Here is a 24,985-nt window from a genome sequence, read left to right on the forward strand (position 1 = left end):
CCACCTACTCGAATGGAGGTCGACAACGATGTCGAACACGGATTTCACGACGTCAGGCGTCTCGCGTTTCCCGGACCGTGACCTCGGGGTGAAGCGGTTCCGCTGCGAGGTGGGCGTCCCCCTCGCCGAGCAGAAGGAGCTCGGGCACAACCGCTGGCACCCGGACATTCCGCCGCTCTACGAGGTCGGGCTCGGCGACGAGGTCATCCTCGAGGCCGGCGGCTACGACGACTATCAGCTCAAGGACGTCGACGACGACCAGGACATCCGCGACTTCGATCTGACCCGTACGCACCCGATGGCCGGACCGATCAAGGTCGACGGCGTCAAGGCCGGCGACCTGCTCGTCGTCGACGTGCTCGACATCCAGCCGCTCTCGGGCATCGGCTACTCCAACATCCTTCCCGGCATGGGTGGGCCGCTGGCCGACCGGTTCCCCGGCGGATACAAGACGGTCTGGGACCTGCACGGCACCTACGCCACGAGTCGGATGATCCCCGGGGTGGAGATTCCCGCCATCAGCCACCCCGGCGTCATCGGCGTCGCACCCTCGCAGCAGCTCCTCGACCAGTGGAACCGCCGGGAGGACCCGCTGATCGAGCAGGGCCTCGCCGGCCCGAGGGCGGATGCCCGCGACACCGCTGTGCTGCGCACTCTGGAGGGCAAGGAGTGGGAGCGGGTCGCCGAGACCGCGGCTCGCACGGTGCCACCGCGCGAGAACGGCGGCAACCTCGACATCAAGAACCTCTCGCGCGGCTCGCGGGTCTACTTCCCCGCGTTCGTCGACGGCGCGCTGTTCTCCACCGGCGACTTCCACTTCGCCGAGGGCGACGGTGAGATCACGTGGAACGCCATCGAGATGGACGGCGTCGGTTGGTATCGCTTCGGCGTCATCAAGGACGGTATGGCGAAGTACGGCATCAAGACCCCGATGCTCCGCCCCTCGCCGATCGACCCGAACTTCGGCACCCGCTACCTCAGCTTCACCGGGCTCTCGGCCACCGGCGAGGAGCAGCGCTATCTCGACTCGACGATGGCCGCGGTGCAGGCGGTCGAGCAGTGCATCGAGTACCTCACGAAGTTCGGCTACACCCCCGAGCAGGCCTACACGATCATCAGCGTCGCCCCGTGCGAGATGCACATCGGCGGGATCGTGGACATCCCCAACGCGGCGGTGACCCTGAAACTGCCGCTGGACATCTTCGACCAGGACATCCTGCCGAAGTGACCCGCGCCCGGTGGCCGACGCGCCCCCGCGTCGGCCACCGTGGCCATCCGAAGGAGTGGGAATGTCCGCGGTCGGTCTTTTCTATGTCGGCGCCGTGCTGGTGCTCAACGGAGTGATGCTGCTCGGTTGCGTCACGCCACGGGGCGCCGCCCCGCTCAACCTGTTCGTCGGCACCCTGCAGGTGGTCACCCCGACCTATCTCGTGATGACCTCCGGAGGTGCACCGGACGCGATTCTGGCGGCCGCGGGGCTGTATCTGTTCGGCTTCACCTATCTGTGGGTCGGCATCAACGCCCTCGCGGGGCTGCCCGATGAGGGCCTGGGCTGGTTCAGCCTCTTCGTCGCAGTCGCCGCCCTCGCGTATGCCGTCGTCAACCTGCGTGCGGGGGCGCCGGTCTTCGCGGTGATCTGGGTGCTCTGGGCGCTGCTGTGGTTGCTCTTCTTCCTGGTCCTCGCCCTGGGTTTCGCCGGCCTGGTCCGGTTCACCGGCGCGCTGGCCGTGCTCGAGGGTGTGGTCACCGCGGCGGTGCCCGCCTGGCTGATCCTCAACGGCTACTGGTCCGAGACGGCGACGGCGGCACTGGTGGCCGGTGTCGTGGCGTTGGTGGGTCTGGTTGGGCTCTGGCTGAGCACCAAGGCCTCGATGCGCCGGGCCGAGCCCGCGGCGACGCCCGCCCGGGCATGCACGCGCTGACAAAATCTTGGCATGACGGTTCAGACCTTTCAGGCCTTGGCGACGGAGGACTTCGTCCTGCTCACCACCTTTCGGCGCGATGGGCGAGCCGTGCCGACGCCGGTGTGGGTGGCCGCGCTCGACGGACGCCTGGTGGTCAGCACGCCCGAGGGCACGGGCAAGCTCAAGCGGCTCGCCCACACCCAGCGCGTCACGCTTCAACCGTGTTCACGTCGAGGCGCGCCCACGCCGGGCACGACTGTGATCGAAGGGATCGCGGAAGTCAGCCGCGACCCGGAAGTGCGCCGCGCCGCCGAGAAGCGTCTGCTCGCCAAATACCGCCTGCAGTGGCGGGTGGTCCTGCTCATCGAGCGGATCGTCCGTCAGGGTCGGGCCAAGCCGCGCCCCGTGGTGATCATCGACCCCACGCCAGCCGGCTAAGAGGGACGGGCGCCGCTGGTCAGTGGACGTGAGCGGCCCGTCGCGTAACGCCGTCCGTGTACGCTAAGTGCATGGCTGTCAAGACGATCACCATCGACCTGGAGGCCTACGAGCGGCTCAGCCGCTTGAAGGACGGAGACTCGTTCTCCCAGGTGATCAAGAAGTACCTGCCAGCTCCCGGTGCCACGGCCGGCGACCTGCTCGCCTCGCTGGATGCCGTCGAGGTGTCGGAGGAGACGCTGGAGGCGGCCGATGCCACCATCGCCGACCGCCGCAATCACCCGGTCCGGGAACCGCGCTGGTGACGATCCACCTCGACACGACCTTTCTCGTTGATGCGATCCGGGAGGGCCGGCGGGGGCAGGACGGTCCCGCGCGTCGCTGGCTCGCCGAGCACCGGGGGGAGACGCTGGGGCTGAGCGTTTTCGTCCTCGCGGAGTTATTGGTCGGAGCCGAGCTTCATGCCAACCCGGACAAGGAACGCCGCCGCGTGCTGCAGGTCCTCGGTGAGCTGCCCGTCATCGAGCCGGACTCGCGGCTCGCCGAGACCTACGCCCGCGTTCACGCGAGCCTCGCGCAGCAGGGCGCACCGCTGGCCACCATGGACGTGCTGATCGGGAGCACGGCCCTCAACCACGACGCTGCCCTGCTCACCGCGAATCGTGCGCATTTCTCGCGGATTGTGGGTCTGCGCGTCCTGGGCTACTGAACCAGCCGGCCCCGCCGTGTCGCAATCGTCCGCAAAGGTGTCGTTTGCGACTCTCGTGCCCACCTCGCGCCGTGCGTAGCGTCGATGACGCAACCGAATCGGCATACGAGACAAGGAAGTTCGTCATGACTGACCTGCCTGCCCCCACCACCCCCTACCTCGAGCCCGAGGCCAAGAAGCTCGCCGAGGACACCGACCCGCACCCGCGCATCTACGAGGTGCCGCCGGAGGAGGGCCGCAAGATGCTGAGTGACCTGCAGAGCGGCGAGGGCGTCGACCGCCCTGAGGTCGACGAGGAGTGGGTCGACGTCGACGCCGGCGAGTGGGGCACCGTCCGCACCCGCATCATCAAGCCCAAGGGCGCGACCGGGCCGCTGCCCGTCGTGTTCTACATCCACGGCGCGGGCTGGGTGTTCGGCGACGACAAGACCCACGACCGGCTCTTCCGCGAGCTCGCCGTCGGCGCGGGCGCCGCGGGCGTCTTCCCGGTCTACGACTGGGCCCCCGAGAAGGGCTACCCGACCCAGGTCGAGCAGAACTACGCGGTCGGCCAGTGGCTGGCCAAGAACGGTGCCGACTACGGCCTGGACACCTCGCGCGTCGCCGTCGCCGGCGAGTCGGTCGGCGGATGTATGTCGACCGTGTTCGCCCAGATGAACAAGGACCGCGGCGGCCTCGAGCTGAAGGCGCAGATCCTGCTCTACCCGGTCACCGGGCCCGACTTCGACACCGCGTCTTACCACCAGTTCGCCGAGCACTACTACCTCACCCGCGACGGGATGAAGTGGTTCTGGGACGCCTACACCACCGACGAGGCCAAGCGCGAGGAGAAGTACGCCTCGCCGCTCCGGGCAACCCTCGAGGACCTCAAGGGGCTGCCACCGGCGCTGGTCATCACCGCCGAGGCGGACGTGCTGCGTGACGGCGGCGAGCTCTACGCGGGCAAGCTGCGCGAGGCGGGAGTCGAGGTGACCGCGGTCCGCATCAGCGGCACCGTCCACGACTTCATGTTGCTGGACAGCCTGCGCGACACCCCGGCCACCAAGGTCGCCCGCAAGCTGTCGATCGACGCGTTGCGCGACGCGCTTCAGTAGGAGATTGGATGGTGGGCGGCGGACCGGCCCGGTCTGCCGCCCACCGTCCGCACCGATCCCGTATGCCGAGGAGGCACCGATGACGCCGTCCGCGACCGGCCCACACATCGACCCGACCGGGGCACGCGTCGTCGGAGAGGTCGGCCTGCTGGACTACGCGGACTGCCAGGTGTCGGCGATCCACGGACTGCGCGACATCTTCCGGGTCGCGAGCGAGCACGCCGTCGAGGTCGGTGACCCGCCTAGCGTCATCCGGGTCAGCACGTGGAGCGTCACCGCGACCGACGACGGCCCGGTCACGGAGTGCACCTCCGACACTCACCCCGACCTCGAGCACCGGCTCAGCCACGTCATCATCCCGCCGAGCCTGATCGTCCCCGAACTGATGACGTCGGTCAGCGCGCTCACCGACTGGCTCGTGGAGCTGCGGTCCGAGGGCACGACCCTGTGCGCGGTGTGCGCCGGCGTCTTCGTCCTCGCCGAGACCCACCTGCTCGACTCACGGGACGCCACCACCCACTGGGCCTTCGCCGAGGAGCTGGCGGAGCGCCACCCAGAGATCAATGTGGACGCCTCGCGGATGGTGATCGACGACGTCGATATCGTCACCGCCGCCGGCATCCTCGCGTGGGTCGACCTAGGTCTCACGCTGGTCGACCGGATGCTCGGTCCCAGCGTCATGCTGCACACCGCCCGGTTCGTCCTCGCCGACCCGCCGCGGCGCCAGCAGTCGCTCTATGGGGAGTTCACGCCGCGGCTGCAGCACGGCGACGCCGAGATCCGCGAGGTGCAGCAGCGCGTGCACGCCGCCCTGCACGAGCCGCTCGTCGTCGACGATCTCGCGCGCACCGCCGCGATGCACCCACGCACCTTCCAGCGCCGCTTCAAACAAGCCACGGGAATGACGGCCACGGCATACCTGCAGGCGGCTCGGATCGCCAAGGCGCGCGAATCCTTGGAGTTGACAACGGATTCGGTCGCGCAGATCGCCCGCAGCGTTGGCTATCTCGACGTGTCGAACTTCCGCAAGGTCTTCCAGCGGGCCGCCGGCGTCACGCCGTCGGAGTACCGCAACCGGTTCAGCATCGCCGCGCACCGGTGAGCGGTCAGCGGAGCGATCCCCGGAAGAGGACATCGAGCACTTGGGGCGCGTGGAACCGTCGGTTGTAGTTGCGTTCGCCGTACTCAGCCAGGATCTCGAGGGCGACCATCTTGTCGATGAGGCGTTTGGCGCCCGCGTACTTGATCCCGAGCGCCTCAGCCGCCTGATTCACCGTGAAGGTTGGCCGCGCCACCGCAAGGTCGATGAGCAGCCGGGCGTTGGCGGCTCGCAGCGACGACCGTTGCAACTGTTCCTTCAGTTGTGACTGCACCTCGGTGAGGGCGAGCATGCTCGTCCGAGCTCGGTCGGCGGACACGGCCAGGCCCTCGGCGAATAGCGTGACCCAAGCCGACCAGTCGCCGGTCGTCGAGACACCGAGGAGCGCGTCGTAGTAGAGCTGTCGTCGAGTCTCGAACCACGGCGACACGGTGATGGTCGGCTCGGTGAGCACGCCAGCTAAGTGGAGTTGAAGGACGATGAACAGTCGGCCGATGCGGCCGTTGCCGTCATGGAAGGGGTGGAGAGCCTCGAACGTGTAGTGGCCGATCGCCGCTGCCACGACCGGGTCGATCGTCGCGCTGTGGTCGGTCTGCATCCAGTCCAGCAAATCCCGCACACGGGCTGTGAGGTCATCGCCGGGCGGGTGCGGCACGAACCTCGCGGCCTCGATTGGATGCGCGGTCGGAGGCGCGTCGTCGCGTCGTCCGATCACCACCTGGACGCGCCGGATGCCGTGGTATGCGCGCTCCGAGCGGGTGCCCGCCAGCAGCAGGCGATGGAGTTCAGCCAGCCCTGGGATTGACCATGGGCGTCCTGCCTCATTCCACTCATACGCCCTCTCGGCGACGGTCACGAAGTTGAGTACCTCGCGGAGCGAAGGGTCCTGATCTTCGTGCGGTTCTTCGGCGATGACTCGCGCAAGAGGCTCGTATGTACCCTCGAGTGCTGCTGTCGCTTGGGCCTCGATCCGCAGGGCGGTCTGGCGGAAGAGGCGAGGGTTCGGCAGCCGAGCAGCGGTGGCGTCCAGTGCGGCGAGAGCTGCCCTGGCGCGAGCGACGGCGCGATAGGCGTCGGCGGTGAGGTCAGGGCTGGCATCGGTAACCGGTTCCGGCACGAAGGCGAAGTGTCGCCAGTCGCCCTGGTGTGACGTGCCCGAGATCGGCACGAGCTCGCCGGTCGGGCTGTTTTGGAACAATCTCACGTCCACATTTACACAATACCGCCCCTTGCAGATAATTACATCGGTGGAAGTTATCCGTGTGAGCGTTGATCAGTCGAGGAGCTGACGCACGCCCTCGCGGTAGGTCGTCACCGGGAAGTCCGGGAAGCGCTCGGCGAACTTCGTGCTGTCGAAGATGTTGTCGCCCTGGTAGCGCACCAGCAGTTCGTACATCTCGTCCAGCGGTTTCACGAACCGGCGGCCGAGCCGGAAGGCGAGCATCGGCAGCACCGTGTAGCCGAGTTTGCGGCCGGTGACCTCGCTCGCGAGGGCGACCAGCTCGGCATACGTCTTGCGGTTGGGGTCGATCGGCAGGTGCCAGGTCTGCCCGTACGCGTCCGGGGTGTTGCCGAGCAGTGCCAGCGCGCGGCTCGCGTCCGGGGTCCAGATGAGGGAGCGCTTGGTGTGCGCGTTCACCGGGACGAACGGGCGCTTGCCGGCCCGAATCCGTTCAAAGACAAGGGAATTGGTGTAGCTCTTGGTCGGCGGCGGGCCGTAGAACTCCGGCGCCCGGCCGATCAGGCCCTCGACCCGGCCCGCCTCCATCGCGTCGAGCAGCATCGTCGCCAGCTGTCCGCGCACCCGTCCCTTGCGTCCGCCCGGGGCGTATGCCGTCTGCTCGGTCTGGGTGGTCGGCGTGCCGGGATACATATAGGTGTTGTCGAAGAAGACGAGCTTGGTGCCGTGCTCTGCGCACGCGTCGATCACGTTGCGCATCATCACCGGGAACCGCCGCTCCCACAGCTCGGAGTCCAGCGGTAGCCCCACGGTCAGGTAGGCGATGTCGCTGCCCGCGACGGCTCGGCTGGTCGCCGTGGCGTCGGTAAGGTCGGCGGTGACGAGTTCGTCGGTGTCGTTCACCGCCGCCGGCTTGCGGCTGACGAGGCGAATCTCGTTGGTATGACGGCGATTCAGCTCGCGGGCGAGCTCGTCGGCGATCGGTCCGCCGGCTCCGAGGATGGTCTGCATGCGTTTCTCCTGAGGCTTGCCGAGCGGCTCAGCCGAGGTCGCGAACGAGCCGGGTGGCGAGCTGGTGGGACGACTGCGGGTTCTGACCCGAGTAGAGGTTGCCGTCGACCACGACATACGGACGCAGTGGGACGCGCGCCTTGGAGTAGTCCACGCCGGCCTCCTTGACCTTGTCCTCCAGCAGCCAATTCGCTTTCCAGGCAAAGGGATTCAGTCGTTCCTCGGCGTTGGACAGGCCGGTCATCCGGCGCCCGGCGAAGGCGTTGGTGCCGTCCTCGCGCTGCGCCGCGAGGATCGCGGCCGGGGCGTGGCACAGCAGCGCGAGGGGACGGCCGGAGTCGAGCCGCTGGGTGAGCAGAGCACCCGAGACGGGGTCGACCGCGAGGTCCTCCATCGGTCCGTGCCCGCCGGGATAGAACACCAGGTCGTAGTCGTCGGGGTCGACGTCGGCGAGCACGGCCGGGTGGGCGAGCACCGGCTCAAGCGCGTCGAGCTGCTCCCGCAACTTGCGGGTCTTGGCCGGCAGTCCGCCGCCCTGCAGGGACAGGCTCAACTCGTCGACGATCGGGGTGGCGCCGCCGGGCGTCGCGATCGTGACATCCCACCCGGCGTCGCGGAAGGTCGTGTAGGGCACGACGAACTCCTCTGCCCAGAAGCCGGTCGGGTGTTGCGTGCCGTCGCGCAGAGTCCAGTGGCGGGCGGCGGTCAGAACCATGAGAACTGTGGTCATCAGATCAGTCTTTCTGAGTTTCTTCAGAGTGAGGTCGGAGCGGGCAGGTGCAAGGCGAGCTGCCCGCGGGTCATCACGTCGAACTGGATCGTGCGGATCGGCTTGAGCGAGCGCAGGTCATCCGACAGGCGGCCCTCGCCGAGCGTGAGTTGCACGCCGCGCGGCAGCCGCGTCGTGCCGGCGGCGAGGACGTTGGTCTGGCTGAGCGTGGCGTGCCAGTCGCCGTCGATCCGGGTGTATGACGTGAGCGAGGACACCCGCGCGCCACTCGGCGACACCTTCTGCGCGGGGGTCGGGGCGGACAGGGTGAGGTCGGTGCCGCCGGCGTCATTGGTGACCCGCGAGGTCACGCGGGCGTCGTCGATCTCGACGTCGATGGGCGTCACCCACTTGGGGAAGCCGTAGCCCTCCTTGCCGCGGAGCTGGGCGATCGCGGTGTTGACCGGCAGCGACAGGACGTAGGCGTGCAGATGGTCGTTCTTCAGTGCGGCCACCAGGTCGATCGGGCCGAGCCCGCCGTGCCGCGCCGGCTTCACCGCGATGGCGGTCGCGACCTCGGTGTAGAAGTCGATGTCGCACACGTCATACCGGAAGAACATGGTCGAGACCAGGCCGAGGCCGGGTGCCACCTCGAGCGGGTCGAGCGGCTCGGGCAGCCGTCGGCGGATCGCCGAGGTCGGCGCGAGCATGGTGAGGCGCGCGGTGGAGATCGCGTAGTAGAAGTTCGGCGTCCAGGTCGGGCCGATGGGCGTGTCGACGTGCGTCTTCGGCTGGGTGCGGAAGAAGTCAACGCCGGGCACACGCGGATCCGCGGCGATCGCGTCGAGGTCGGGTCGCATCCGATAGCGGTCGAAGAAGCCACCGCTCGGCACGTCGACCTGGTGGCCGCCGAGATCAACGGTCGTCGTTGCTGCCATGAGTCCCCCGGTCGGTGATGTATACGGTGCGTACATCGATGGTAGGCGGCGATGTGAGCAGTGTCAACAGCGGGTATGCCGTCGCCACCCGGCCGGCAGGGTTGACCGGATGCGGCGACCCCTGTGACGCTGCGACCAGGCGCGCCCGATGGACCGCCGCCGACGCGGCATACGCCCGGCTCGTCATACCTCGAAGGAAGCGCACATGACCCGTGTCCGGCTCGACTTGAACATCTCGCTCGACGGCTATTCGCCGGCGCCCGGCGACTCGGCCGACAACCCGATGGGCGAGGACTGGGGCCGGGTCGTCGAGGCGTACACGGCGACCCGCACAATGCAGGAGCGCGTCTTCGGCGACACGACCGGCAAGGGCACCACGGGAGTCGACGACCGCTATGCCGCAAGGCATTTCGAGGGCATCGGTGCCGAGATCATGGGCGCTGCGATGTTCGGTCTGCACACCTACCCCGACGACCCGAACTGGAAGGGCTGGTGGGGCGAGACGCCACCGTTCGGCACGCCGGTCTATGTCCTCACGCACACCGCGCCGCGCCCGTCGATCCCGATGAACGGCGGCACGACCTTCCACTTCCGCGAGGGCTCGATCCGCGACGTGCCCGCCGAGGCGACCGAGGCCGCCGCCGGCCAGGACGTGCGCGTCGGTGGCGGCATCGGCACCGCGCGCGAGTTCCTGCTCGCCGGGCTGGTCGACGAGCTGCACGTCGCGATGGCGCCGATCATCCTCGGCCACGGCAACCGCGTCTGGGACGACCTGCGCGGTCTCGAGGACACCCACCGCGTCACCTCGGAAGTCGCCGAGAGTGGGGTCATCCACGTCACCTTCGCGCGCTAGCTGATGCCGTATGCCGTGTGCCGTATGCCGTGTGCTCGCCTCGCGCGGGCGCTTGGCCTGGCTCGGCGGCCCACCTCTGGCGCGGGCGGTTACGCCTGGCACGCCAGTTGGCATCTGGCACGGCGTGCGGTGCCAGACGTGCGTTCTTGCGCCAGACGTGCGTCAAGGCTCCGGAGTGGCGGTCGCTATTGCCGCCGGAATCCTCTACTACGGGTGTCGTGTCAGCCGCCGAGCTCGGCCAGGATGTAGATCGCCAGGAAGCCGATGAAGAAGAGCGCCGACAGCAGCCAGGTTTCGGTCTGTTCATGAGCCTCGACGATGAGCTCCTCGACCGCGAGGTACATCAACGCGGCAGCACCGAAGGCGAGGCCGAGGGCCAGCACCTGCGAGGAGGCGCCGCCGAGCACGTACGCACCACCGATGGCACCGACTGCGGTGAGCAGGCCGAGCGCCGCACTGATGCCGGCAGCCTTGGGGCCAGGCACATTGCGGTCGATGAGTTCACCGGACACTGACAGGGCGAGGAACACCACTTCGAGGGTCAGCGCGATGGTCAGGATGATGCCGGTCGCGGCGCTCATGGTGACGCTCAGGCCGACGAGCAATCCGTCGATCAGCAGGTCGATCGCCACGGTGACCAGCAGACCCAGGGGCAGCGCCGCAGCGGCTGCCTTGGTGACCGAGCCCGAGCGCTGACCACCGCTGGCCGCGGAGCCACCGCTTGCCGCGGCGCCCTCACTGGCCGCAGCGCCACCGCGTTCTGAAGCGGCCCCGGCCGGTTCCGCGCCGGCTGGCTCCATGCCGGCCTCGATCCGTCGCCCCCACGCGCCGAGCACGAGCATCAGCACCACGCCGATGCTGAACCCGGCAACTGCCCACGGCAGATTGCCCTGGTGCTGCAGATCCGGCAGCACCTCACCAACGAGCGCGGCGATCACCACGCCGGCGGCGAAATGCTGCACGCCAGCGACCACCCGCGCGCTGGGTCGGCGCACCGCCGTGATCGCGGCACCGATGGCAGCGGCGACGACCGGAAAGGCGACGAGCACTGCCGCCCGGGACACTTCGTTCACTGGGCAACCTCCGCAGGGTGCAGGGGAGTGGCGTGTTCGGTGTGGCTGCGGCCGAGGTCCAGCAGCATCCGCACGTGCGCGTCCTCGAGCCGGTAGTAGGCGCGTCGCCCGCGGCGGCTGACCGCCACGACCCGGTGGGCTCGCAGCAGCCGGAGCGCGTGCGACACCGCCGATTCGCTCATCGCACAGGTGGCCGCCAGATCGCAGACGCACAACTCGCCCGCCTCGGACAACGCGACAAGCAGGCGGAGGCGGTTGGGGTCACCGAGCAACGCGAAGACATCGGCGAGGTTCTTCACCTCGGGGCTTGACGGCATCCGCGTCCGGACGTCGGAAACCCGCTCGGGGTCGACGAGCCGGTCCTCGCAGGTGTCACGCATCACTCACTCCGATCTCGTGTCGATCCCGGTGGCGGATCGACGGGCCGCCATACATCGTCTAGTCTACATGTGAACAGATATTCATACGTTCAGGGTTGACCAGGCGGTCGAGCCCTGAGGAACTAAGGAGTCAACCGGTGGGACACGACCACGGCCACGGCGCGGTGACGGCCGGCGCACGGCACCGCAAGCCGCTGCTCATCGCATTCGGTCTGACCGCGACCTACATGGTCGTCGAGCTGATCGCGGGCATCGTCACCGGTTCGCTCGCGCTGCTGTCCGACGCCGCGCACATGGGCACCGACGTGCTCGGCCTGGGGATGGCGCTCGCCGCGATCACCCTGGCCCAGCGCAAGAACGACTCCCAGCGCACCTTCGGCGCCTACCGGCTCGAAGTGCTGGCCGCGCTCGCCAATGGCGTGCTGTTGTTCGCGGTCGCCGCTTACGTCCTCTACGAAGCGGTGCAGCGCTTTAGCGCACCGCCGGAGATCCCCGGCATACCGCTGATGGTGGTAGCCGTGATCGGCCTGATCGTCAACATCATCAGCTTCCGGCTGCTGCAGGCTGGCGCGAAGGAGAGCCTCAATCTCAAGGGCGCCTACCTCGAGGTCTTCGCCGACATGCTCGGCTCGGTCGGCGTCATCGTCGCCGCGATCATCATCTACACGACCGGTTGGCAGTATGCCGACCCGATCATCGGCGCGGGCATCGGCCTGTTCATCCTGCCGCGCACGTGGAAGCTCACCGGCCAGGCTCTGCGCATCCTGATGGAAGCGGCGCCGCCCGGGGTCGACGTCGAGCAGGTGAAGGCGCAGATCGCCGAGATCGACGGCGTCGCCGAGGTGCACGACCTGCACCTGTGGACGCTCACCTCGGGTCTGGAGACCGCCACGGGGCACGTCGTCCTGGAGGACGAATCGCAACTGCACGATGTGCTCGACCGGGTGCTGCACTTCCTGGAGACCGAGTACCACGTCACCCACGCGACGATTCAGTGTGAGCCGCGGGCCCACCAGGATCAGGAGACCCCGATCTAGTCGGACCTGGGTGCCCGGACCGCGCGGTATGCCGGTTCCGGGCACCCAGCCCTCGGACGTCAACGGCAGTTCGGCGGGCGGCCGCGGGTCGGCATACCCCCGTTCTTTGTCCGTATGCCGGCCCGCGCGCCTGGTCAGCGCACCGAACTGTTCGAGACGCCGAGCTCGATGACCGAACCGGTCGGCAGGGCGCCGAGCGCCTGGCCGAGCACGATGTAGATCATCGTCACCTGGATGCCGGTGGTGGTGCGGGTGACCTTGTGGAAGGTGACCCGGCCGAGCCCGGGCACGGTGACTGTGGTGTTGGGTGCCACGGCCGGGGTGATGAGCGGGAACCCGGTCACCTTGAGCGAGCCGAAGCTCGACCGGTCAGTGGGGACCGGTGTCGCGGTGCGCGTCGCCCGGGTGGTGGTCGTGTCCGCGACGATGGCGCTCGCCGAGATCAGCCCGTTCAGCACGTTCGCCGAGGCGATGGTGTTGGTGGCACGCGAGCTGAGCGTCGGGTAGGTCGTCGACGACGTGGTCGTCTTCGCCGCGCCGGCGGTCAGCACCGAGGGGACGCTGCCGCTGGCGACGCTCGCGGAGGCGGTGCCGCCCGAGCAGGGCACGGACATGTACGACAGCGGTCCGGTCTTCACGACGCCGTTCGCCGCAGTGGCCTTGAGCGAATAGCCGAAGCCGCCGGCGAAACCGGCGGGCACCGCGGGCAGCGCGGCATACGACCGGCCGATCACGATGCGCGCGCCCGCTCCGAGGCCGAGCGCCTGACTCGTCATGGTGACGTCGAGCGCGGTGGTCTGAGTCGTGACGGTGGGCCCGTTGGCAGCCTTGGATTGTGCGTTCACGACGACCCGGCCGATGGTGGATCCGTTGAGCCGCAACGCAATCGTGGTGTTCGGGGCCGTGGTAGCCGAGATTGCGACGCCGTTGATCCGCAGGTTGGTGAGCGTCGTGCTGTTGGTGCCGGAGGCGGCACCGGCGGAGGTGTAGGTGGAGGTTGAGGTGGACCGCACCGCGTCGGCGGTGATCAGGCCGGAGAGCGCGCGCAGTGACTGCACCGAGACCGTCGAACGCGCGGTGCGGCTCGAGGTGGTGCCGATGCTCTGTGCGGAGCTGGCCACCGTGCCGGTCGTGACGGCACCGGCGTTGACCGACGCCAGGCTGTTGGTCCTGGTGAGGCCGGGCGTGGCCGTGCAGGAGATGGCGCTCCACGAGGTGGTGCCGGAGGTGATGCCGCTGCCGGCGAGCGCGCCGGAGATATAGGACGCGTAGGCGTAGGTGCTGTAACCCACGGAGCTCAGCGGGACCGGGGTGAGCGTGGTCAGCGTGGTCGGGCCCGTGGATGCGGTGGCGGTCGGGGCTGCGACTCCGGTCGCGAGGGTCAGCGCGAACGCCAGCAGCGCGAAAAGGGTTGAGCGAAGAGACGACATAGTGTTGATTCCTCCCGAGGCTTCCGTCCATTGCGGGCGGGAGTTTTGTTGAGTCACCGCCTTCCGGCGGCCAAAAACAACGGTAGACCCGACTGGCGCGTCGTGGAAGAGGAATGGATTCTTTCGAGCCTGGGAATTGTCTGAAGGGTGGACGGTGGGCCGGCTTAGGCAGTGGTTGGCCGGTGTGCTGGCTCCGACGTTTCGGTTGTGGGACAGGCGGATTCGTGGCTCGAACGCGCGGAAGAGGTTGGGCTGACGGCGCCTCGCGGATGGGGTCGACGGACCTCACGCCCCCTCGAATCGGGGGACCCTTTGCGGGCGGCATCTTTGCTTTCTTGAGGCAGCGCCGATCGATGCTTCAGGCAGCAAAGTCGAACACTTTTCTTGTCTTTGTTCAGAAAAGCTGTGGGCCAAGGAATTCGATTTATGCCATTCGAGGTCACAGCTCGATGTGGGCGAGGGTGTGTGTTGGCTCAGGCAGGCCGTGCGGTTGCGGCGCGCGCAGGGGTATGTCCGTGCCATCGACGCACTCGCCCGCCTCCTCCCCGATGGTTGAGCAAGGACGAGGTGCTAGCCGACCCCAGGGGCGCGGATCGCCCAACTGGGCGTTTTGTGCGAGAGGTTGCCGACCCCAGGGGCGCGGATCGCCCAACTGGGCGTTTTGTGCGAGAGGTTGCCGACCCTAGGGGCGCGGATCGCCCAACTGGGCGTTTTGTGCGAGAGGTTCGTCGAGGAGGGCGGCGATCATCCGGTGGCCGTGCTGCTCGAAGTCCTCGTCGCCGACGCCGTAGGCCCAGACCGCGGTGCCGATCGCCTCGGTCACCATGGTGCGGCGCCAGAGATCGGGTGAGCGCGGGTCGATGCCATAGCCCTCGATGAATGCCGCCTCCAGCGCCGGGTCACGTGCGAAGTCCTGGCGCTCGAGGCGGGCGAAGTCGGTCACGGCGGGACGCAGCTCCGCCCGGCCGAAGTCGATGACCCGCACGATCTCACCGTCGATCAACCAGTTGCGCGGCTGCCAGTCTCCGTGCGTGGGCACGAGCGTCGCGGGAGCATCCGGCCACGACGAGACCTCCGCGCGCAGCCGCTGCGTCGACACCGGGTCGATGCGGTGCGGACCGTCGAGGTCACTGAGCAGGCGTTCGCGGTTGCGTCGCTCCCAGGTGTCGTCGACGGTCGAGGACTGGGCGTGGAAGGTCGCGAGCAGAGCACCGGCCTGCCGATAGGTCTCGGGATCGTCCTGCGCCGGATGACCCTGCACCAGCGTGCCGGGGAGGTAACGGGTGACGAGCAGTTTCGCCTCGACGTCACCGTGCACGAGTTGGGGCGCGTGACCGGTGCGCACCCACGGCGCGAGCCATTCGCGGTGCGCCCGTAGCTCACGCTCGATGTGGTGGTCCTGCGGACCGCCGGCCTTCACGATCAGGCGAGCACCACCGGCATACACCTCCACGACCGTGGTCTGGACCAGTCCCCAGCTGTGGTTGGCGACGACGTGCGCGTCCGGCAGCCAGGTGTCCAGCAGTTCGCGCTGGCGGTCGGACAGGTCGAGATGGCTCACCCTCTCGACCGTAGTGGCGCGGAGAAGGTGCGCGACGACGCGGAGGTTAGCTCTCCAGCGATGCGTCGAGGGTGATCTCGACCCCGGTGAGCGCCTTGCTGACCGGGCAGGTCTCCTTGGCGTTCTGTGCCGCCTGCTGGAAGGCCGCGTCGTCCAGGCCCTCGACCTCGCCGCGCAGCGTGAGCTTGATGCCGGTGAGGCGGAAGCCACCGGCCGGGTCCGGGCCGAGCGACACATCGGCGGTGACATCCAGCGTCTGGGGCGTGCCGCCAGCCTCGGCGATCACCGCGGACAACTGCATCGCGTAACACGCCGAGTGCGCCGCGGCGATGAGTTCCTCGGGCGAGGTGGCCCCGTCGGCCTTGTCCGCGGCGCGCTTTGGGGAAGGACATCTCGAAGGTGCCGAGGCCGGAGCTGCTCAGCTCGACCTGCCCCTTGCCTTCCTCCAGCCTCGCCCTCGGCGCCCATCGCCCACAGCTGCAGGGTGCCGGTGGCCTTGCCGCTCGACACCGTCGTGGGTGCGGCATTGCCGCCGCCTGCACCGTTGTCGCTGGAGCGCCCGCAGGCGGCGAGAGACAGCGCGGTGAGGGTGACCACGGCTCCCGCGCCGTAGCGCCTGGCCGTGTGGAGGTTGCGAGTCATCGCAGGTTTCCTTCCTTGTGGGGGAGCGCGGTGCCGCAGGAGTCGCGGATCACCACGTCGGCCGGCAACACGTGGGTGCGGCCCCAGTCGGCGTCGGAGACGTCGCCGGTGATGCGTGAGTGGAGTCGGTCGGCGGCGTATGCCGCGAGTTGGCGGACGGGCTGGCGCACGCTGGTGAGGCGCGGTCGCAGGTAGCGGGCGGCCAGGATGTCGTCCCAGCCGGTGATCGCCAGGTCGGTCGGGACATTCACGCCGGCGGTCTGCAGCCGGTCGATCAGGACGATGGCGAGCAGGTCGTTGGCGCAGACCAGACCGTCGGGCCGGTCCGAGCTCTCGAGCAACTGCGCAGCCACCTTCACACCGGCCTCCTCGGTGAACTTCGCCACCATCGCCGGCGCGGGCTCAAGGCCCCGATCCCGGTGTGCCGCAACGAAACCGGCATACCGGTGAGCGACGTCGACGGCGGCTTCGGGGTCGCCGACGAAGCGCAGCGAGCGGCGGCCGGCATCCAGCAAACGGCCGGTGAGTTCGCGGGCGGGGACGGTGTTTTCAGCGCGGACGACCTCGATGCCGGGCTGTTCGGCGCCCGCCACCACGACCACCGGAATGCGGCCGCTGAGGCTCAGGACGAGGTCGTCGGGCAGCCCGGCCGAGCCCATCACCGCGATGCCGTCGACGTGGGTGGCGAGCCGGCGGGCGGCCCGGGCGATGTCGTCCTTGTCGGCGGCCAGGACGACCATGACGCTCTGGTCGAGCGCGGCGGCGGCGGACTCATAGCCGGCGAGCAGTTCGGCGAAATACGCGCCGGTGAGCTCGGGCAGGATCAGCCCGTGTGTCTCCTGGCGCCGGGCGGCGAGCGAGCGCGCCGAACCGTCCGGCAGATAGTCGAGTTCGTCGATGGCCCGCTGCACCCGGTCGCGGGTGTCCGGGGAGACGACATCGGGCTTCTTCAGAACGCGCGAGACGGTGGCGATGGAGACGCCGGCGCGCTGGGCGACCTGATAGATCGTCACCGCCGCGGTGTCTCGTGGTGCCACGCGTCCTCCTGGATGTAAGCGCTTACAGAACGAACAATGTGGCGCGGGTCACCCGGCCGACGCAAGGGGTGATAGCAAAAAGTCTCGGCATCCGGGATCGAGATCCCGAATGCCGAGAGCAGAGGCAGCCGGGCGAGGCGACGGCACGAGCCGCCCCGCCCGGCGCGGATCTGGCGGCTGGTGCTACTGACCGACGGCGTCGGTGAGCGCCTTGTTGAAGGCCGGAAGGTCGTCCGGGTGGCGGCTGGTGATCAGGTTGCCGTCGACGACGACCTCCTCATCGACCCAGTCGCCGCCGGCGTTGCGGATGTCGGTCTGCAGGCTCGGCCACGACGTCAGCTGCTTGCCGCGCACCACATCGGCCTCGATCAGCGTCCACGGCGCGTGGCAGATCGCGGCGACCGGCTTGCCCGAGGCGACGAAGTCACGCACGAAGGACACGGCGTCCTTGTCCATCCGCAGCGCGTCCGGGTTGGCGACACCGCCGGGCAGCACGAGCGCGGCGAAATCATCCACCGACGCACCACTCACCTGGCCGTCGACCTTCTGAGTTTCGGACTTGTCGAGGTGGTCGAAGGTCTGCACCTCGCCGGTCTTGGTGCTGAGCAAGATCGGATCGTAACCGGCGTCCTTGACCGCCTTCCAGGGCTCGGTCAACTCGACTCGCTCGATGCCCTCGGGCGCGGTCAGGAAGGCAATCTTCGCGGTGGCCATCAGTGCGGTCCTTTCTGGAGAAAGCGGCTTCCCCACAAGTTAGGCACCACGGTCGAAGGGTCACACCACCCGAGTGGATGGACCCGTGGGCCTGCCGAATCCGCATGCCAGAATCGAGCGACACCGCCGGAAAGGAAACCCGTATGCCGACCGAGGTCACCATCAGCAACAACGAGGGCGCCTCGCGGTACGAAGCGCGCCGCGGCGAGGAAGTCATCGGACGGCTGGTCTACGAGCAGTTGCCGGACCGGGTGATCTACACCAGCGCGGTCGTCGACCCCGCGCAGCGCGGGCAGGGCATCGCCGGCCGGCTCGTGCAGACCGCCCTCGACGACGCCGACCTGATCGCCGGCCGGACCGTCGTGCCGCGCTGTCCGTATGTCGCGCAATGGATTCAGGACCACCCCGGCTACCAGGAGTTGCTCGATGCGTGAGTTCGATGTCGTCGTCATCGGTGGCGGACCGGCCGGTGAGAATGTCGCCGATTACGCCATCCGTGGGTCGGACCGGACCGCCCTGATCGTCGAATCAGGACTGCTCGGCGGCGAATGTTCCTACTACGCCTGTATGCCGAGCAAGGCGTTGTTGCGGCCGCTCGACGTGGCGGCGACGGCCGACCACCTGCAGGGGCTGCGCGGGCCGGTGCCGCTGGACCGCGACCAGTTGCTGGCCCGTCGGGACGCCTGGGTCTCGCAGTATGACGACTCCGGGCAGGCTGAGTGGGCCGAGGGTGCCGGCATCACGCTGGCCCGGGGCCGTGGCCGGCTCGCCGGGGAGCGGCTGGTCGAGATCACGACCGAGGACGGGAAGACCGAGCAGGTGCGCGCCCGGCTCGCGGTGGTGCTCGCCACCGGCAGCGACGCGGTGATCCCCGACGCCTTCGCCGATGCGCTGCCCTGGACCTCGCGCGACGCCACCGGCGTGCGGGAGGTCCCGGGCCGGCTGGTCGTCGTCGGCGGAGGCGTCGTCGCCTGCGAGGCGGCGCGCTGGATGGCGGCGCTCGGCAGCACCGTCACGATGATCGTCCGCGGTGACCGGGTGCTGGAGCGGGCCGAGCCCTTCGCCAGCGAGGCCGTGGTGAAGTCGTTGCGCGACAACGGCATCGACGTGCGCTTCGACACCGAGGTGACCGCGGTGGACCGGGCCGAACCCCGCGACAGCGGACTCGGCATACCGCATGGGGGAGAGGTGACCCTCACCCTCGGTGACGGCAGCACGCTGGCCGCGGACGAGGTGCTCGTCGCGACCGGGCGGCGTCCGGCGACGTCCGGGCTCGGGCTGGACACCGTGGGGCTGGCGGAGAAGCTGGACCCCGAGGCCTTCCCCGACTGGCTGCACGCGGTGGGTGATGTGTCCGGTGAGGCACCGCTCACGCACTGGGGCAAATATCAAGGCCGGCAGGTCGGTGCGCGGATCGCCGCGGACGCGGAGGGGCGCACGCTGCCCGCGCCGCCGGCGGTCGTCCCGGTGCCGCAGGTCGTCTTCACCGACCCGCAGGTGGCGTGGGTGGGGCCGACGACCGAGGAGGCCCGCTCAGCCGGCCGGACGGTGCGGACGATCGATGCGGACTTCGCCTCCGCGGCCGGTGCCGGGCTGCTGCGTGATGACGCCAGCGGTCAGGCGCGCCTGGTCGTGGACGACGAGACCGGGGTGCTGGTCGGCGCCACCTTCGTCGGACCGGAGGTCGCCGAGATCCTGCATGGCGCGACGGTGGCGATCGTCGGTGGTCTCACCCTCGAGACGCTCTCCCATGTCGTTGCGAGCTACCCGACGGCCAGTGAGATCTGGCTGCGGCTGGTCGAATCCCGTTGACCCTCAACGGTTCCTGAGCCGCGCAGGCAGATACTCGAAGCCGCGCAGCACGCGGGTGCCGCGCCGCCGGGCACCCGGCAGCAGCTCGACGTCGAAGCGCTCGTGCAACGAGCGCAGGCCGACCTCGCCCTCCATCCGGGCGAGTGCCGCACCGAGGCAGAAGTGCCGGCCGGCCGAGAACGACAGGTGGTCGCGCGCGTTGGGCCGGGCGACGTCATACCGATCGGGGTCGGGGAAGACCTTGGGGTCGCGGTTGGCTCCCGCGAGCACCGCGATGACGGCCGAGTCGACGCCGATGCTGCGGCCGCCGACGGTGGTGTCACGCAGGGTGCTGCGCGAGGTCATCAGCACTGGCGGGTCGATCCGCAGCGTCTCGTCGACGGCGTTGAGCCACAACTCCGGCTCGGCCTGCAGGCGAGCGAGCTGGTCGGGGTGATCGCCGAGCAGCTTGATGCCATTGCTCAGCAGGTTCACCGTGGTCTCGAAGCCGGCGGCAAGCACCAGCCCCGCGGTGGCCTTGAGCTCCTGCTCGGTCAGCACCCGGCCGCCTTCGGAGGCGTGCACGAGCTGGCTGAACAGGTCGTCGCCAGGGTTCTCGCGCAGCCGCCCGAGATGGAAGCCGAGCCAGTCGTCGAACTCGTTGAGCGCGGTCTCCACCGTGCGGAAGGTGCTCCAGGACAGGCCCATGTCCAGGCTCGCGGCGGCATACCCACCGAGCTCGAGCACGCGGGGGCGGTCGGCCTCGGGCACACCGAGCACCTCGGCGATCACGTTGACCGGTAGCAGCGCGCAATAGCGCTCGACCAGGTCGACCGGCTCCCCGGCGGGCAGCGCGTCGAGCAGGTCGTCGGCGATCGCCTGCGTGCGCCCGCGCAGCCGCTCAACAGCGCGCGCGGTGAACACCTTGGTGACCAGCTTGCGATAGAAGGTGTGGTCCGGTGGCTCGGTGACGAGAAGCGACGGCGGCTCGATCGGGTGCATCTGCCGGCGGGCCGCCCAGGTCAGCGCACGGGTGACGCGGGACTGTTCGTTGGTGACGAATCCGGTGCGAAAGTCGTTGCTGGTCAACACTTCTCGCACGACCGCGTGGTGGGTTGTCATGTAGCCGAGGGGCGAACCGATCACCTGGCCGCGATCGCGGATCTGCGTCATCAGCGGTGCGAGGGATGCGGTGTCGCGGGTGCGTGCCTCGGTGATCAGCCGGGACTGCAGGTCGCCCTTGCGGGCCGCCCGGGTCACCAGCCCGCGCGGGATCGCGTGTCCGAGGCCCCAGCGGACGATCGGCTTGGCCATCTCTTCGGTCCGGGCGAGCACGGCGCGGCCGGGTGCGATGAGCGTCATACGGCGACAGTAACCCGATTCCTACTACACATGTAGGGCTTTCGCTCGATCCATACTCAAACCCATGACGTATGACGAGGGCCTGGCCCAGCGTGTGCGCGAGCTCGTCGGGGACGGCCCGCTGGTGAGTGAGAAGCGGATGTTCGGCGGGCTGGCGTTCCTCGTGGGCGGCAACCTGGCGGTCGCCGCGAGCGGAGAAGGGGGCCTGCTGCTGCGGTGCGCGCCGGAGGACACCGCCTCGCTCGTCGGCGGGTCGGTCAGCCGGGCGGTGATGCGCGGCCGGGAAATGGCCGGCTGGTTGCGCGTCGACGGCGCGGCGCTCGACGACGACGCGCAGTTGCGGCGGCTGGTGGCGATCGGCACGGCGTATGCCGGGTCGCTGCCGCCTAAGTAGGCGTCGCTCGGCCGGGCTCAGTCGGTGACGGCCGGCGGGTTCTGTTCGGCGACCTTGGCCAGGTTGTCGATCGAGCGCCGCAGCCACTCGCTGGTGGTCGACCGCGCGCGGGGCAGGCGCGCCTCGTCGGTGAGGCCGGACCAGTCGTAGGTGTGCGTGACGCGGGTGGTGCGGGCGTCGCTCGGCTCGAGCTCCCAGCGCCACAGGTGCCCGGCCGGTGCCTCGTCGTGGGTGGCGGGCTTCCAGGCGATCCGCCGCCCCTCCTCGAACTCCACGACGTGGTTGTCACGGACGTGGCCCTTGGTGGTGATCATCGTGAAGACATCACCGACGGCCCGGACGCGTTGGCCGGACTCGGCCTGGGCGAGGTTGTCGTTGCCGTCCCACAACGGCTGCAGCGACGGGTCGGCGATCAGCTCGAAGATGCGATCGGGCGCGGCGGCGATGTCGCGCGAGGCGGTGACGACGGTCTGCTCGGTCATGCCGCCATCCAAGCAGTCCGGCGGTGACGTGGCGTCATATCGTTCGGGCCTATGACACGACTGCCCCTGGAAGGTCTGCTGGTCGCCGACTTCAGCCGAGTCCTGGCCGGTCCTCTCGCCACCGCCTGGATGGCCGACCTGGGCGCCGACGTGATCAAGGTGGAGCGGCCCGGGGCCGGCGACGACACCCGCTCCTGGGGTCCGCCGTGGACCGACAGGGGCTCGACCTATTTCCAGAGCGCGAACCGCTCCAAGCGGTCGGTGGCTCTGGACCTGTCCGACGAGGCGGATCAGGCGCTCGCGCGGCGGCTCGCCGAACGGGCCGATGTGGTGGTGGAGAACTTCAAGACGGGCGCACTTGATGCCCGCGGTCTGGGGTATCCGGCTGTCTCGCAAGCGAATCCGAAGGTCGTCTATTGCTCGATCACCGGCTTCGGCTCGGGTGCCGGAGCCGAGCTGCCGGGCTATGACTTCCTCGTGCAGGCGACGGGCGGGTTGATGAGCATTACCGGTCCGGCCGGCGGCGAGCCCACCAAGGTCGGGGTCGCGCTGGTCGACGTGCTCACCGCCAAGGACGTGCTGAGCGGGGTGCTCGCCGCGCTGCGGGTGCGGGATCGCGATGGTGTCGGGCAGCGCATCGAGGTCGCCCTGCTGAGCTCCCTGCTCGGGTCACTCGCCAACCAGGCGACCGCCTATCTCGGCACCGGCGTCGCGCCGAGCCGGATGGGCAACGCCCACCCCTCGATCACCCCCTACGAGACGCTGGGCTGCTCGGATGGAGAGGTGGCGGTGGCCTGCGGCAATGACGGCCAGTTCGAGCGGATGGCGACCGCACTCGGCATACCGGAGCTGGCGCGGGACGAGCGGTTCGCGACCAACCCGGCGCGCGTGGCTCATCGCGAGGAACTGCGCGCGGCGCTCGAGCGGGCGCTCGCCGCGGCGGACGCGCCGACCTGGGTCGCGCGGTTGACCGCGGCCGGGGTGCCCGCGGGCGAGGTGGGGGACCTGGAGTCGGCGTTCGCGCTGGCCGAGCGGCTCGGGCTCGCCCCGCGGGTGCCGGTGGGCGAGGGCTTCGCCGACCAGGTGCGTCATCCGGTGCGCTACGACCGCACGCCGGTCGTTGACTATCGGCCGCCGCCTGCGCTCGGCGAGCATGACGCTGAGGTGCGCGCCTGGCTCACGGCCGACTGACCTGCGCGAGGATGGCCGTATGCCGACCTGGATCCACCTCTTCCTGGATGTGCCCGCCCCGCAGTGGCAGGTGGCGACGGCCTTCTGGTCGAGCGTCACCGGGTGCCGGGTGTCGGCGCCGCGCGGGGAGCATGGGCAATTCGTGACGCTGGTGCCGGATGACGGCCCCGCCTGGCTGAAGCTGCAGGCGGTCGATGACGGGCCGGGTGGGGTGCACCTCGACCTGGACAGCACCGACCGCGCGGCGGCGATCAGGCGGGCGACGGCGCTAGGTGCGCGGTCGGTGGGCCGCTACCACGACGTTGAGGTGATGCGCTCGCCCGGCGGGTTCACCTTCTGCCAGACGCTGGCCGAGGGCACACCGCAGCTGGTGCGGCAGAGCGACTCGGTGCTCGACCAGGTCTGCCTCGACATCCCGAACCCAGTGTGGGACAAGGAGATCGACTTCTGGCAGGCGCTGACTGGGCGTCCGCTGGAGCAGGGCCGCCGGCCCGAGTTCGCCTTCCTCGGCGCGGAGGGCGCACTGCGGATCCTGCTGCAGCGCCTGGACGGGAGCGACGGGCCGGTGCGGGCGCATCCCGACTTCGCGGTCGCCGATCGCCCGGCGCAGGAGCAGCGCCATGTCGATGCCGGTGCGGAGCTCGTCGAGCGCTTCGAGTGGTGGACCGTCCTGCGCGCCCCGGGTGGACAGGTCTACTGCCTCACCGATCGCGACCCCGCCACCGGGCGGGTACGCCGTGGCTGAACCGCTGCACCTGCGCGACCGGACCCTGCAGATCGACCGGGCCACCCGCGCCGACCTGCCGCAGCTGGTGGCCCTGCTCGCCGACGACGAGATCGGACGGGACCGCGAAGGTGCCCAGCTCGCGGCATACGAGCGGGCGTTCGAGCGAATCGACGCGGACCCGGCACATCTGCTCGTCGCGGTGCGGGACGACGATTCCGTCGTCGGCACGATGCAACTCACCCTGCTGCCCGGGCTATCGCGTTCTGCCACAACGAGATTGCAGATCGAGGGCGTGCGGGTCGCGGCCTCGCAGCGGGGCAGCGGGCTGGGCGCAGCGATGTTCGCCTGGGCGGCCGACTGGGGTCGCGCGCACGGCGCGGGCCTCGCTCAACTGACCACTGACAAGCGCCGCGGCGATGCCCATCGCTTCTACGAGCGACTGGGCTGGTCGGCGACCCACGAGGGCTACAAGCGCGGCCTATGAGGAACGCCGGAGTTGACAATCGATCCTCCGTCGACGCATAGTCGATATATCGACGACACGTCGACAGAACATCGAAAGGAGGGTTCATGATGAACCCGATGTATGACTTCCCAGCGGGCCCCTTCGCGGGGCGAGGCGAGCGCGGACCCGGCCGCGGGCCGCGCCGAGGCGGCGGCCACCGCGGTGGACACCGAGGCGGCTACCGGCGCGGCGGGCCGCGCGGTCCCGAGTTCGGTCCTCCGTTCGGGCCGCTCGGCGAGATGCCCGACGGTCCGTGGGGCCGGGGACGAGGCGGCCGAGGCCGCGGTCGACGCGGCGACGTGCGCGACACGATCCTCGCGCTGCTCGCCGAGGGGCCGCACAACGGCTACCAGATCATCGCGGCGATCAAGGACCGCACCGACGGGCTCTGGGCGCCGAGCGCCGGCTCGGTCTACCCCGCGCTCGGCCTCCTGGAGGACGAGGGACTGATCGCCCCGACGCAGGTCGACGGCAAGAAGGCCTTCGAGCTCACCGACACCGGGCGCGAACATGTCGCCGAGCGTGGCGAGGAGCTGAAGGAGCCGTGGACGCGCGTCGTCAGCCCCAACGAGGGGCTCTCGGACGCCCGCCAGCAGCTCGGTCAGCTCGCCATGGCGCTGCATCAGGTTGCCGCGGCCGGCACGCCCGAACAGCTCACCCAGGTCCAGCAGATCCTCGACGACGCCCGCAAGGCGATCTACCGCGTCCTCGCCGAATGAACGCC

The 24,985-nt window shown here is 69.4% G+C and carries 29 protein-coding genes and 1 pseudogene; 17 read left to right on the forward strand and 13 right to left on the reverse strand.

Going from position 1 to position 24,985, the window contains the following annotated elements; translation table 11 throughout:
* The first annotated feature begins 28 nt into the window (after positions 1-28).
* The 7 genes from G9U51_RS16105 (at position 29) to G9U51_RS16135 (ending at position 5,247) form a co-directional block, all read left to right on the forward strand.
* Positions 29-1,228, forward strand: coding sequence for an acetamidase/formamidase family protein (locus G9U51_RS16105; RefSeq protein ID WP_171715587.1), 1,200 nt, complete (start codon positions 29-31; stop codon positions 1,226-1,228).
* Between the two features lie 61 nt (positions 1,229-1,289).
* Complete coding sequence (locus G9U51_RS16110; RefSeq protein ID WP_166198458.1) at positions 1,290-1,922, forward strand: AmiS/UreI family transporter; 633 nt, start codon at positions 1,290-1,292, stop codon at positions 1,920-1,922.
* A gap of 12 nt (positions 1,923-1,934) precedes the next feature.
* Entirely contained in the window at positions 1,935-2,342 is a 408-nt protein-coding gene (locus G9U51_RS16115) for a PPOX class F420-dependent oxidoreductase (RefSeq protein WP_166198460.1), read from the forward strand.
* A gap of 71 nt (positions 2,343-2,413) precedes the next feature.
* Positions 2,414-2,647 carry an antitoxin VapB family protein gene (locus tag G9U51_RS16120; RefSeq protein ID WP_166198462.1) on the forward strand — a complete coding sequence of 78 codons (234 nt, stop codon included), beginning with the start codon at positions 2,414-2,416 and terminating at the stop codon, positions 2,645-2,647.
* Complete coding sequence (locus tag G9U51_RS16125) at positions 2,644-3,051, forward strand: type II toxin-antitoxin system VapC family toxin (RefSeq protein ID WP_166198464.1); 408 nt, start codon at positions 2,644-2,646, stop codon at positions 3,049-3,051. Before G9U51_RS16120 ends, G9U51_RS16125 begins: the two co-directional genes overlap by 4 nt.
* 125 nt (positions 3,052-3,176) lie before the next feature.
* Positions 3,177-4,145, forward strand: a complete 969-nt coding sequence (locus G9U51_RS16130) for an alpha/beta hydrolase (RefSeq protein WP_166198466.1) — start codon at positions 3,177-3,179, stop codon at positions 4,143-4,145.
* 79 nt (positions 4,146-4,224) lie between these two features.
* The gene (locus tag G9U51_RS16135) at positions 4,225-5,247 is read left to right on the forward strand and encodes a GlxA family transcriptional regulator (protein ID WP_166198468.1); all 1,023 of its coding nucleotides are present in this window, start codon (positions 4,225-4,227) and stop codon (positions 5,245-5,247) included.
* Positions 5,248-5,251: 4 nt separating this feature from the next.
* Here the strand turns inward: G9U51_RS16135 and G9U51_RS16140 are convergent, their stop codons facing one another.
* The 4 genes from G9U51_RS16140 to G9U51_RS16155 all read right to left on the reverse strand — a co-directional run bounded on the left by G9U51_RS16140 (position 5,252) and on the right by G9U51_RS16155 (position 9,082).
* Positions 5,252-6,412: a Fic family protein gene (locus G9U51_RS16140; RefSeq protein WP_328823517.1), complete on the reverse strand. Its 1,161-nt coding sequence runs from the start codon at positions 6,410-6,412 to the stop codon at positions 5,252-5,254.
* A 105-nt stretch (positions 6,413-6,517) separates the two neighbouring features.
* Positions 6,518-7,435 carry an NAD-dependent epimerase/dehydratase family protein gene (locus G9U51_RS16145; protein ID WP_166198472.1) on the reverse strand — a complete coding sequence of 306 codons (918 nt, stop codon included), beginning with the start codon at positions 7,433-7,435 and terminating at the stop codon, positions 6,518-6,520.
* Between the two features lie 28 nt (positions 7,436-7,463).
* Positions 7,464-8,165: a type 1 glutamine amidotransferase domain-containing protein gene (locus G9U51_RS16150; protein ID WP_166198474.1), complete on the reverse strand. Its 702-nt coding sequence runs from the start codon at positions 8,163-8,165 to the stop codon at positions 7,464-7,466.
* Between the two features lie 23 nt (positions 8,166-8,188).
* Positions 8,189-9,082, reverse strand: a complete 894-nt coding sequence (locus G9U51_RS16155; RefSeq protein ID WP_166198476.1) for an acetoacetate decarboxylase family protein — start codon at positions 9,080-9,082, stop codon at positions 8,189-8,191.
* A gap of 53 nt (positions 9,083-9,135) precedes the next feature.
* Between G9U51_RS16155 and G9U51_RS16160 the strand changes: the two genes are divergently transcribed.
* Together G9U51_RS16160 and G9U51_RS16165 are read left to right on the forward strand one after the other, a co-directional pair.
* Positions 9,136-9,291 carry a hypothetical protein gene (locus tag G9U51_RS16160; protein ID WP_166198478.1) on the forward strand — a complete coding sequence of 52 codons (156 nt, stop codon included), beginning with the start codon at positions 9,136-9,138 and terminating at the stop codon, positions 9,289-9,291.
* The gene (locus tag G9U51_RS16165; RefSeq protein WP_166198480.1) at positions 9,288-9,935 is read left to right on the forward strand and encodes a dihydrofolate reductase family protein; all 648 of its coding nucleotides are present in this window, start codon (positions 9,288-9,290) and stop codon (positions 9,933-9,935) included. The genes G9U51_RS16160 and G9U51_RS16165 overlap by 4 nt, the downstream gene beginning before the upstream one ends.
* Before the next feature lie 221 nt (positions 9,936-10,156).
* On the opposite strand, the gene G9U51_RS16170 is transcribed toward G9U51_RS16165, so the two are convergent.
* Positions 10,157-11,008 carry a ZIP family metal transporter gene (locus G9U51_RS16170; protein WP_166198482.1) on the reverse strand — a complete coding sequence of 284 codons (852 nt, stop codon included), beginning with the start codon at positions 11,006-11,008 and terminating at the stop codon, positions 10,157-10,159.
* Positions 11,005-11,388 carry an ArsR/SmtB family transcription factor gene (locus G9U51_RS16175; protein ID WP_166198484.1) on the reverse strand — a complete coding sequence of 128 codons (384 nt, stop codon included), beginning with the start codon at positions 11,386-11,388 and terminating at the stop codon, positions 11,005-11,007. Before G9U51_RS16175 ends, G9U51_RS16170 begins: the two co-directional genes overlap by 4 nt.
* A gap of 137 nt (positions 11,389-11,525) precedes the next feature.
* On the opposite strand from G9U51_RS16175, the gene G9U51_RS16180 reads away from it, so the two are divergent.
* Complete coding sequence (locus G9U51_RS16180) at positions 11,526-12,425, forward strand: cation diffusion facilitator family transporter (RefSeq protein WP_166198486.1); 900 nt, start codon at positions 11,526-11,528, stop codon at positions 12,423-12,425.
* A 134-nt stretch (positions 12,426-12,559) separates the two neighbouring features.
* Here the strand turns inward: G9U51_RS16180 and G9U51_RS16185 are convergent, their stop codons facing one another.
* From G9U51_RS16185 to G9U51_RS16205, 5 genes and pseudogenes are all read right to left on the reverse strand, one after another.
* Positions 12,560-13,855, reverse strand: a complete 1,296-nt coding sequence (locus G9U51_RS16185; RefSeq protein ID WP_166198488.1) for a choice-of-anchor P family protein — start codon at positions 13,853-13,855, stop codon at positions 12,560-12,562.
* A 682-nt stretch (positions 13,856-14,537) separates the two neighbouring features.
* Positions 14,538-15,416 carry a phosphotransferase gene (locus G9U51_RS16190; RefSeq protein ID WP_328823518.1) on the reverse strand — a complete coding sequence of 293 codons (879 nt, stop codon included), beginning with the start codon at positions 15,414-15,416 and terminating at the stop codon, positions 14,538-14,540.
* Positions 15,417-15,462: 46 nt separating this feature from the next.
* A pseudogene (locus G9U51_RS16195) lies at positions 15,463-15,943 on the reverse strand (OsmC family peroxiredoxin).
* A gap of 111 nt (positions 15,944-16,054) precedes the next feature.
* Positions 16,055-17,095, reverse strand: a complete 1,041-nt coding sequence (locus G9U51_RS16200; protein ID WP_166198490.1) for a LacI family DNA-binding transcriptional regulator — start codon at positions 17,093-17,095, stop codon at positions 16,055-16,057.
* A 183-nt stretch (positions 17,096-17,278) separates the two neighbouring features.
* Entirely contained in the window at positions 17,279-17,809 is a 531-nt protein-coding gene (locus G9U51_RS16205) for a type 1 glutamine amidotransferase domain-containing protein (protein ID WP_166198492.1), read from the reverse strand.
* A 143-nt stretch (positions 17,810-17,952) separates the two neighbouring features.
* Between G9U51_RS16205 and G9U51_RS16210 the strand changes: the two genes are divergently transcribed.
* Together G9U51_RS16210 and G9U51_RS16215 are read left to right on the forward strand one after the other, a co-directional pair.
* A complete protein-coding gene (locus G9U51_RS16210) occupies positions 17,953-18,243 on the forward strand; it encodes a GNAT family N-acetyltransferase (protein ID WP_166198494.1) in 291 nt (96 codons plus the stop codon).
* Entirely contained in the window at positions 18,236-19,621 is a 1,386-nt protein-coding gene (locus G9U51_RS16215; RefSeq protein ID WP_166198496.1) for a dihydrolipoyl dehydrogenase family protein, read from the forward strand. Before G9U51_RS16210 ends, G9U51_RS16215 begins: the two co-directional genes overlap by 8 nt.
* A gap of 3 nt (positions 19,622-19,624) precedes the next feature.
* On the opposite strand, the gene G9U51_RS16220 is transcribed toward G9U51_RS16215, so the two are convergent.
* Positions 19,625-20,962 (reverse strand): cytochrome P450, encoded by a 1,338-nt coding sequence (locus G9U51_RS16220; protein WP_166198498.1) that lies wholly within the window; start codon positions 20,960-20,962, stop codon positions 19,625-19,627.
* Between the two features lie 64 nt (positions 20,963-21,026).
* Here G9U51_RS16220 and G9U51_RS16225 point away from each other — a divergent pair, with 64 nt between their 5' ends.
* Positions 21,027-21,356, forward strand: coding sequence for a TfoX/Sxy family protein (locus G9U51_RS16225; protein WP_166198500.1), 330 nt, complete (start codon positions 21,027-21,029; stop codon positions 21,354-21,356).
* A gap of 17 nt (positions 21,357-21,373) precedes the next feature.
* On the opposite strand, the gene G9U51_RS16230 is transcribed toward G9U51_RS16225, so the two are convergent.
* The gene (locus tag G9U51_RS16230) at positions 21,374-21,838 is read right to left on the reverse strand and encodes an SRPBCC family protein (RefSeq protein WP_166198502.1); all 465 of its coding nucleotides are present in this window, start codon (positions 21,836-21,838) and stop codon (positions 21,374-21,376) included.
* 51 nt (positions 21,839-21,889) lie between these two features.
* Between G9U51_RS16230 and G9U51_RS16235 the strand changes: the two genes are divergently transcribed.
* The 4 genes from G9U51_RS16235 to G9U51_RS17135 all read left to right on the forward strand — a co-directional run bounded on the left by G9U51_RS16235 (position 21,890) and on the right by G9U51_RS17135 (position 24,980).
* Positions 21,890-23,029 (forward strand): CaiB/BaiF CoA transferase family protein, encoded by a 1,140-nt coding sequence (locus G9U51_RS16235; protein ID WP_166198504.1) that lies wholly within the window; start codon positions 21,890-21,892, stop codon positions 23,027-23,029.
* A 19-nt stretch (positions 23,030-23,048) separates the two neighbouring features.
* Positions 23,049-23,774, forward strand: coding sequence for a VOC family protein (locus G9U51_RS16240; protein WP_166198506.1), 726 nt, complete (start codon positions 23,049-23,051; stop codon positions 23,772-23,774).
* A complete protein-coding gene (locus G9U51_RS16245; protein WP_328823519.1) occupies positions 23,767-24,240 on the forward strand; it encodes a GNAT family N-acetyltransferase in 474 nt (157 codons plus the stop codon). Before G9U51_RS16240 ends, G9U51_RS16245 begins: the two co-directional genes overlap by 8 nt.
* A 320-nt stretch (positions 24,241-24,560) precedes the next feature.
* Complete coding sequence (locus G9U51_RS17135) at positions 24,561-24,980, forward strand: PadR family transcriptional regulator (RefSeq protein ID WP_166198510.1); 420 nt, start codon at positions 24,561-24,563, stop codon at positions 24,978-24,980.
* The last annotated feature ends 5 nt before the right edge of the window (positions 24,981-24,985 follow it).

Origin of the sequence: Metallococcus carri (assembly GCF_011440275.1) — a bacterium.
In the GTDB taxonomy this organism is placed as follows: Bacteria; Actinomycetota; Actinomycetes; order Actinomycetales; family Dermatophilaceae; genus Metallococcus; species Metallococcus carri.

Excerpts from the sequence above, each read along its gene's own strand:
- G9U51_RS16105 (WP_171715587.1), top strand. The coding sequence starts at position 29 with ATGTCGAACACGGATTTCACGACGTCAGGCGTCTCGCGTTTCCCGGAC.
- G9U51_RS16110 (WP_166198458.1), top strand. The coding sequence starts at position 1,290 with ATGTCCGCGGTCGGTCTTTTCTATGTCGGCGCCGTGCTGGTGCTCAAC.
- G9U51_RS16115 (WP_166198460.1), top strand. The coding sequence starts at position 1,935 with ATGACGGTTCAGACCTTTCAGGCCTTGGCGACGGAGGACTTCGTCCTG.
- G9U51_RS16120 (WP_166198462.1), top strand. The coding sequence starts at position 2,414 with ATGGCTGTCAAGACGATCACCATCGACCTGGAGGCCTACGAGCGGCTC.
- G9U51_RS16130 (WP_166198466.1), top strand. The coding sequence starts at position 3,177 with ATGACTGACCTGCCTGCCCCCACCACCCCCTACCTCGAGCCCGAGGCC.
- G9U51_RS16135 (WP_166198468.1), top strand. The coding sequence starts at position 4,225 with ATGACGCCGTCCGCGACCGGCCCACACATCGACCCGACCGGGGCACGC.
- G9U51_RS16145 (WP_166198472.1), bottom strand. The coding sequence starts at position 7,435 with ATGCAGACCATCCTCGGAGCCGGCGGACCGATCGCCGACGAGCTCGCC.
- G9U51_RS16150 (WP_166198474.1), bottom strand. The coding sequence starts at position 8,165 with ATGACCACAGTTCTCATGGTTCTGACCGCCGCCCGCCACTGGACTCTG.
- G9U51_RS16155 (WP_166198476.1), bottom strand. The coding sequence starts at position 9,082 with ATGGCAGCAACGACGACCGTTGATCTCGGCGGCCACCAGGTCGACGTG.
- G9U51_RS16165 (WP_166198480.1), top strand. The coding sequence starts at position 9,288 with ATGACCCGTGTCCGGCTCGACTTGAACATCTCGCTCGACGGCTATTCG.
- G9U51_RS16175 (WP_166198484.1), bottom strand. The coding sequence starts at position 11,388 with ATGCGTGACACCTGCGAGGACCGGCTCGTCGACCCCGAGCGGGTTTCC.
- G9U51_RS16185 (WP_166198488.1), bottom strand. The coding sequence starts at position 13,855 with ATGTCGTCTCTTCGCTCAACCCTTTTCGCGCTGCTGGCGTTCGCGCTG.
- G9U51_RS16205 (WP_166198492.1), bottom strand. The coding sequence starts at position 17,809 with ATGGCCACCGCGAAGATTGCCTTCCTGACCGCGCCCGAGGGCATCGAG.
- G9U51_RS16210 (WP_166198494.1), top strand. The coding sequence starts at position 17,953 with ATGCCGACCGAGGTCACCATCAGCAACAACGAGGGCGCCTCGCGGTAC.
- G9U51_RS16215 (WP_166198496.1), top strand. The coding sequence starts at position 18,236 with ATGCGTGAGTTCGATGTCGTCGTCATCGGTGGCGGACCGGCCGGTGAG.
- G9U51_RS16220 (WP_166198498.1), bottom strand. The coding sequence starts at position 20,962 with ATGACGCTCATCGCACCCGGCCGCGCCGTGCTCGCCCGGACCGAAGAG.
- G9U51_RS16225 (WP_166198500.1), top strand. The coding sequence starts at position 21,027 with ATGACGTATGACGAGGGCCTGGCCCAGCGTGTGCGCGAGCTCGTCGGG.
- G9U51_RS16230 (WP_166198502.1), bottom strand. The coding sequence starts at position 21,838 with ATGACCGAGCAGACCGTCGTCACCGCCTCGCGCGACATCGCCGCCGCG.
- G9U51_RS16235 (WP_166198504.1), top strand. The coding sequence starts at position 21,890 with ATGACACGACTGCCCCTGGAAGGTCTGCTGGTCGCCGACTTCAGCCGA.
- G9U51_RS16240 (WP_166198506.1), top strand. The coding sequence starts at position 23,049 with ATGCCGACCTGGATCCACCTCTTCCTGGATGTGCCCGCCCCGCAGTGG.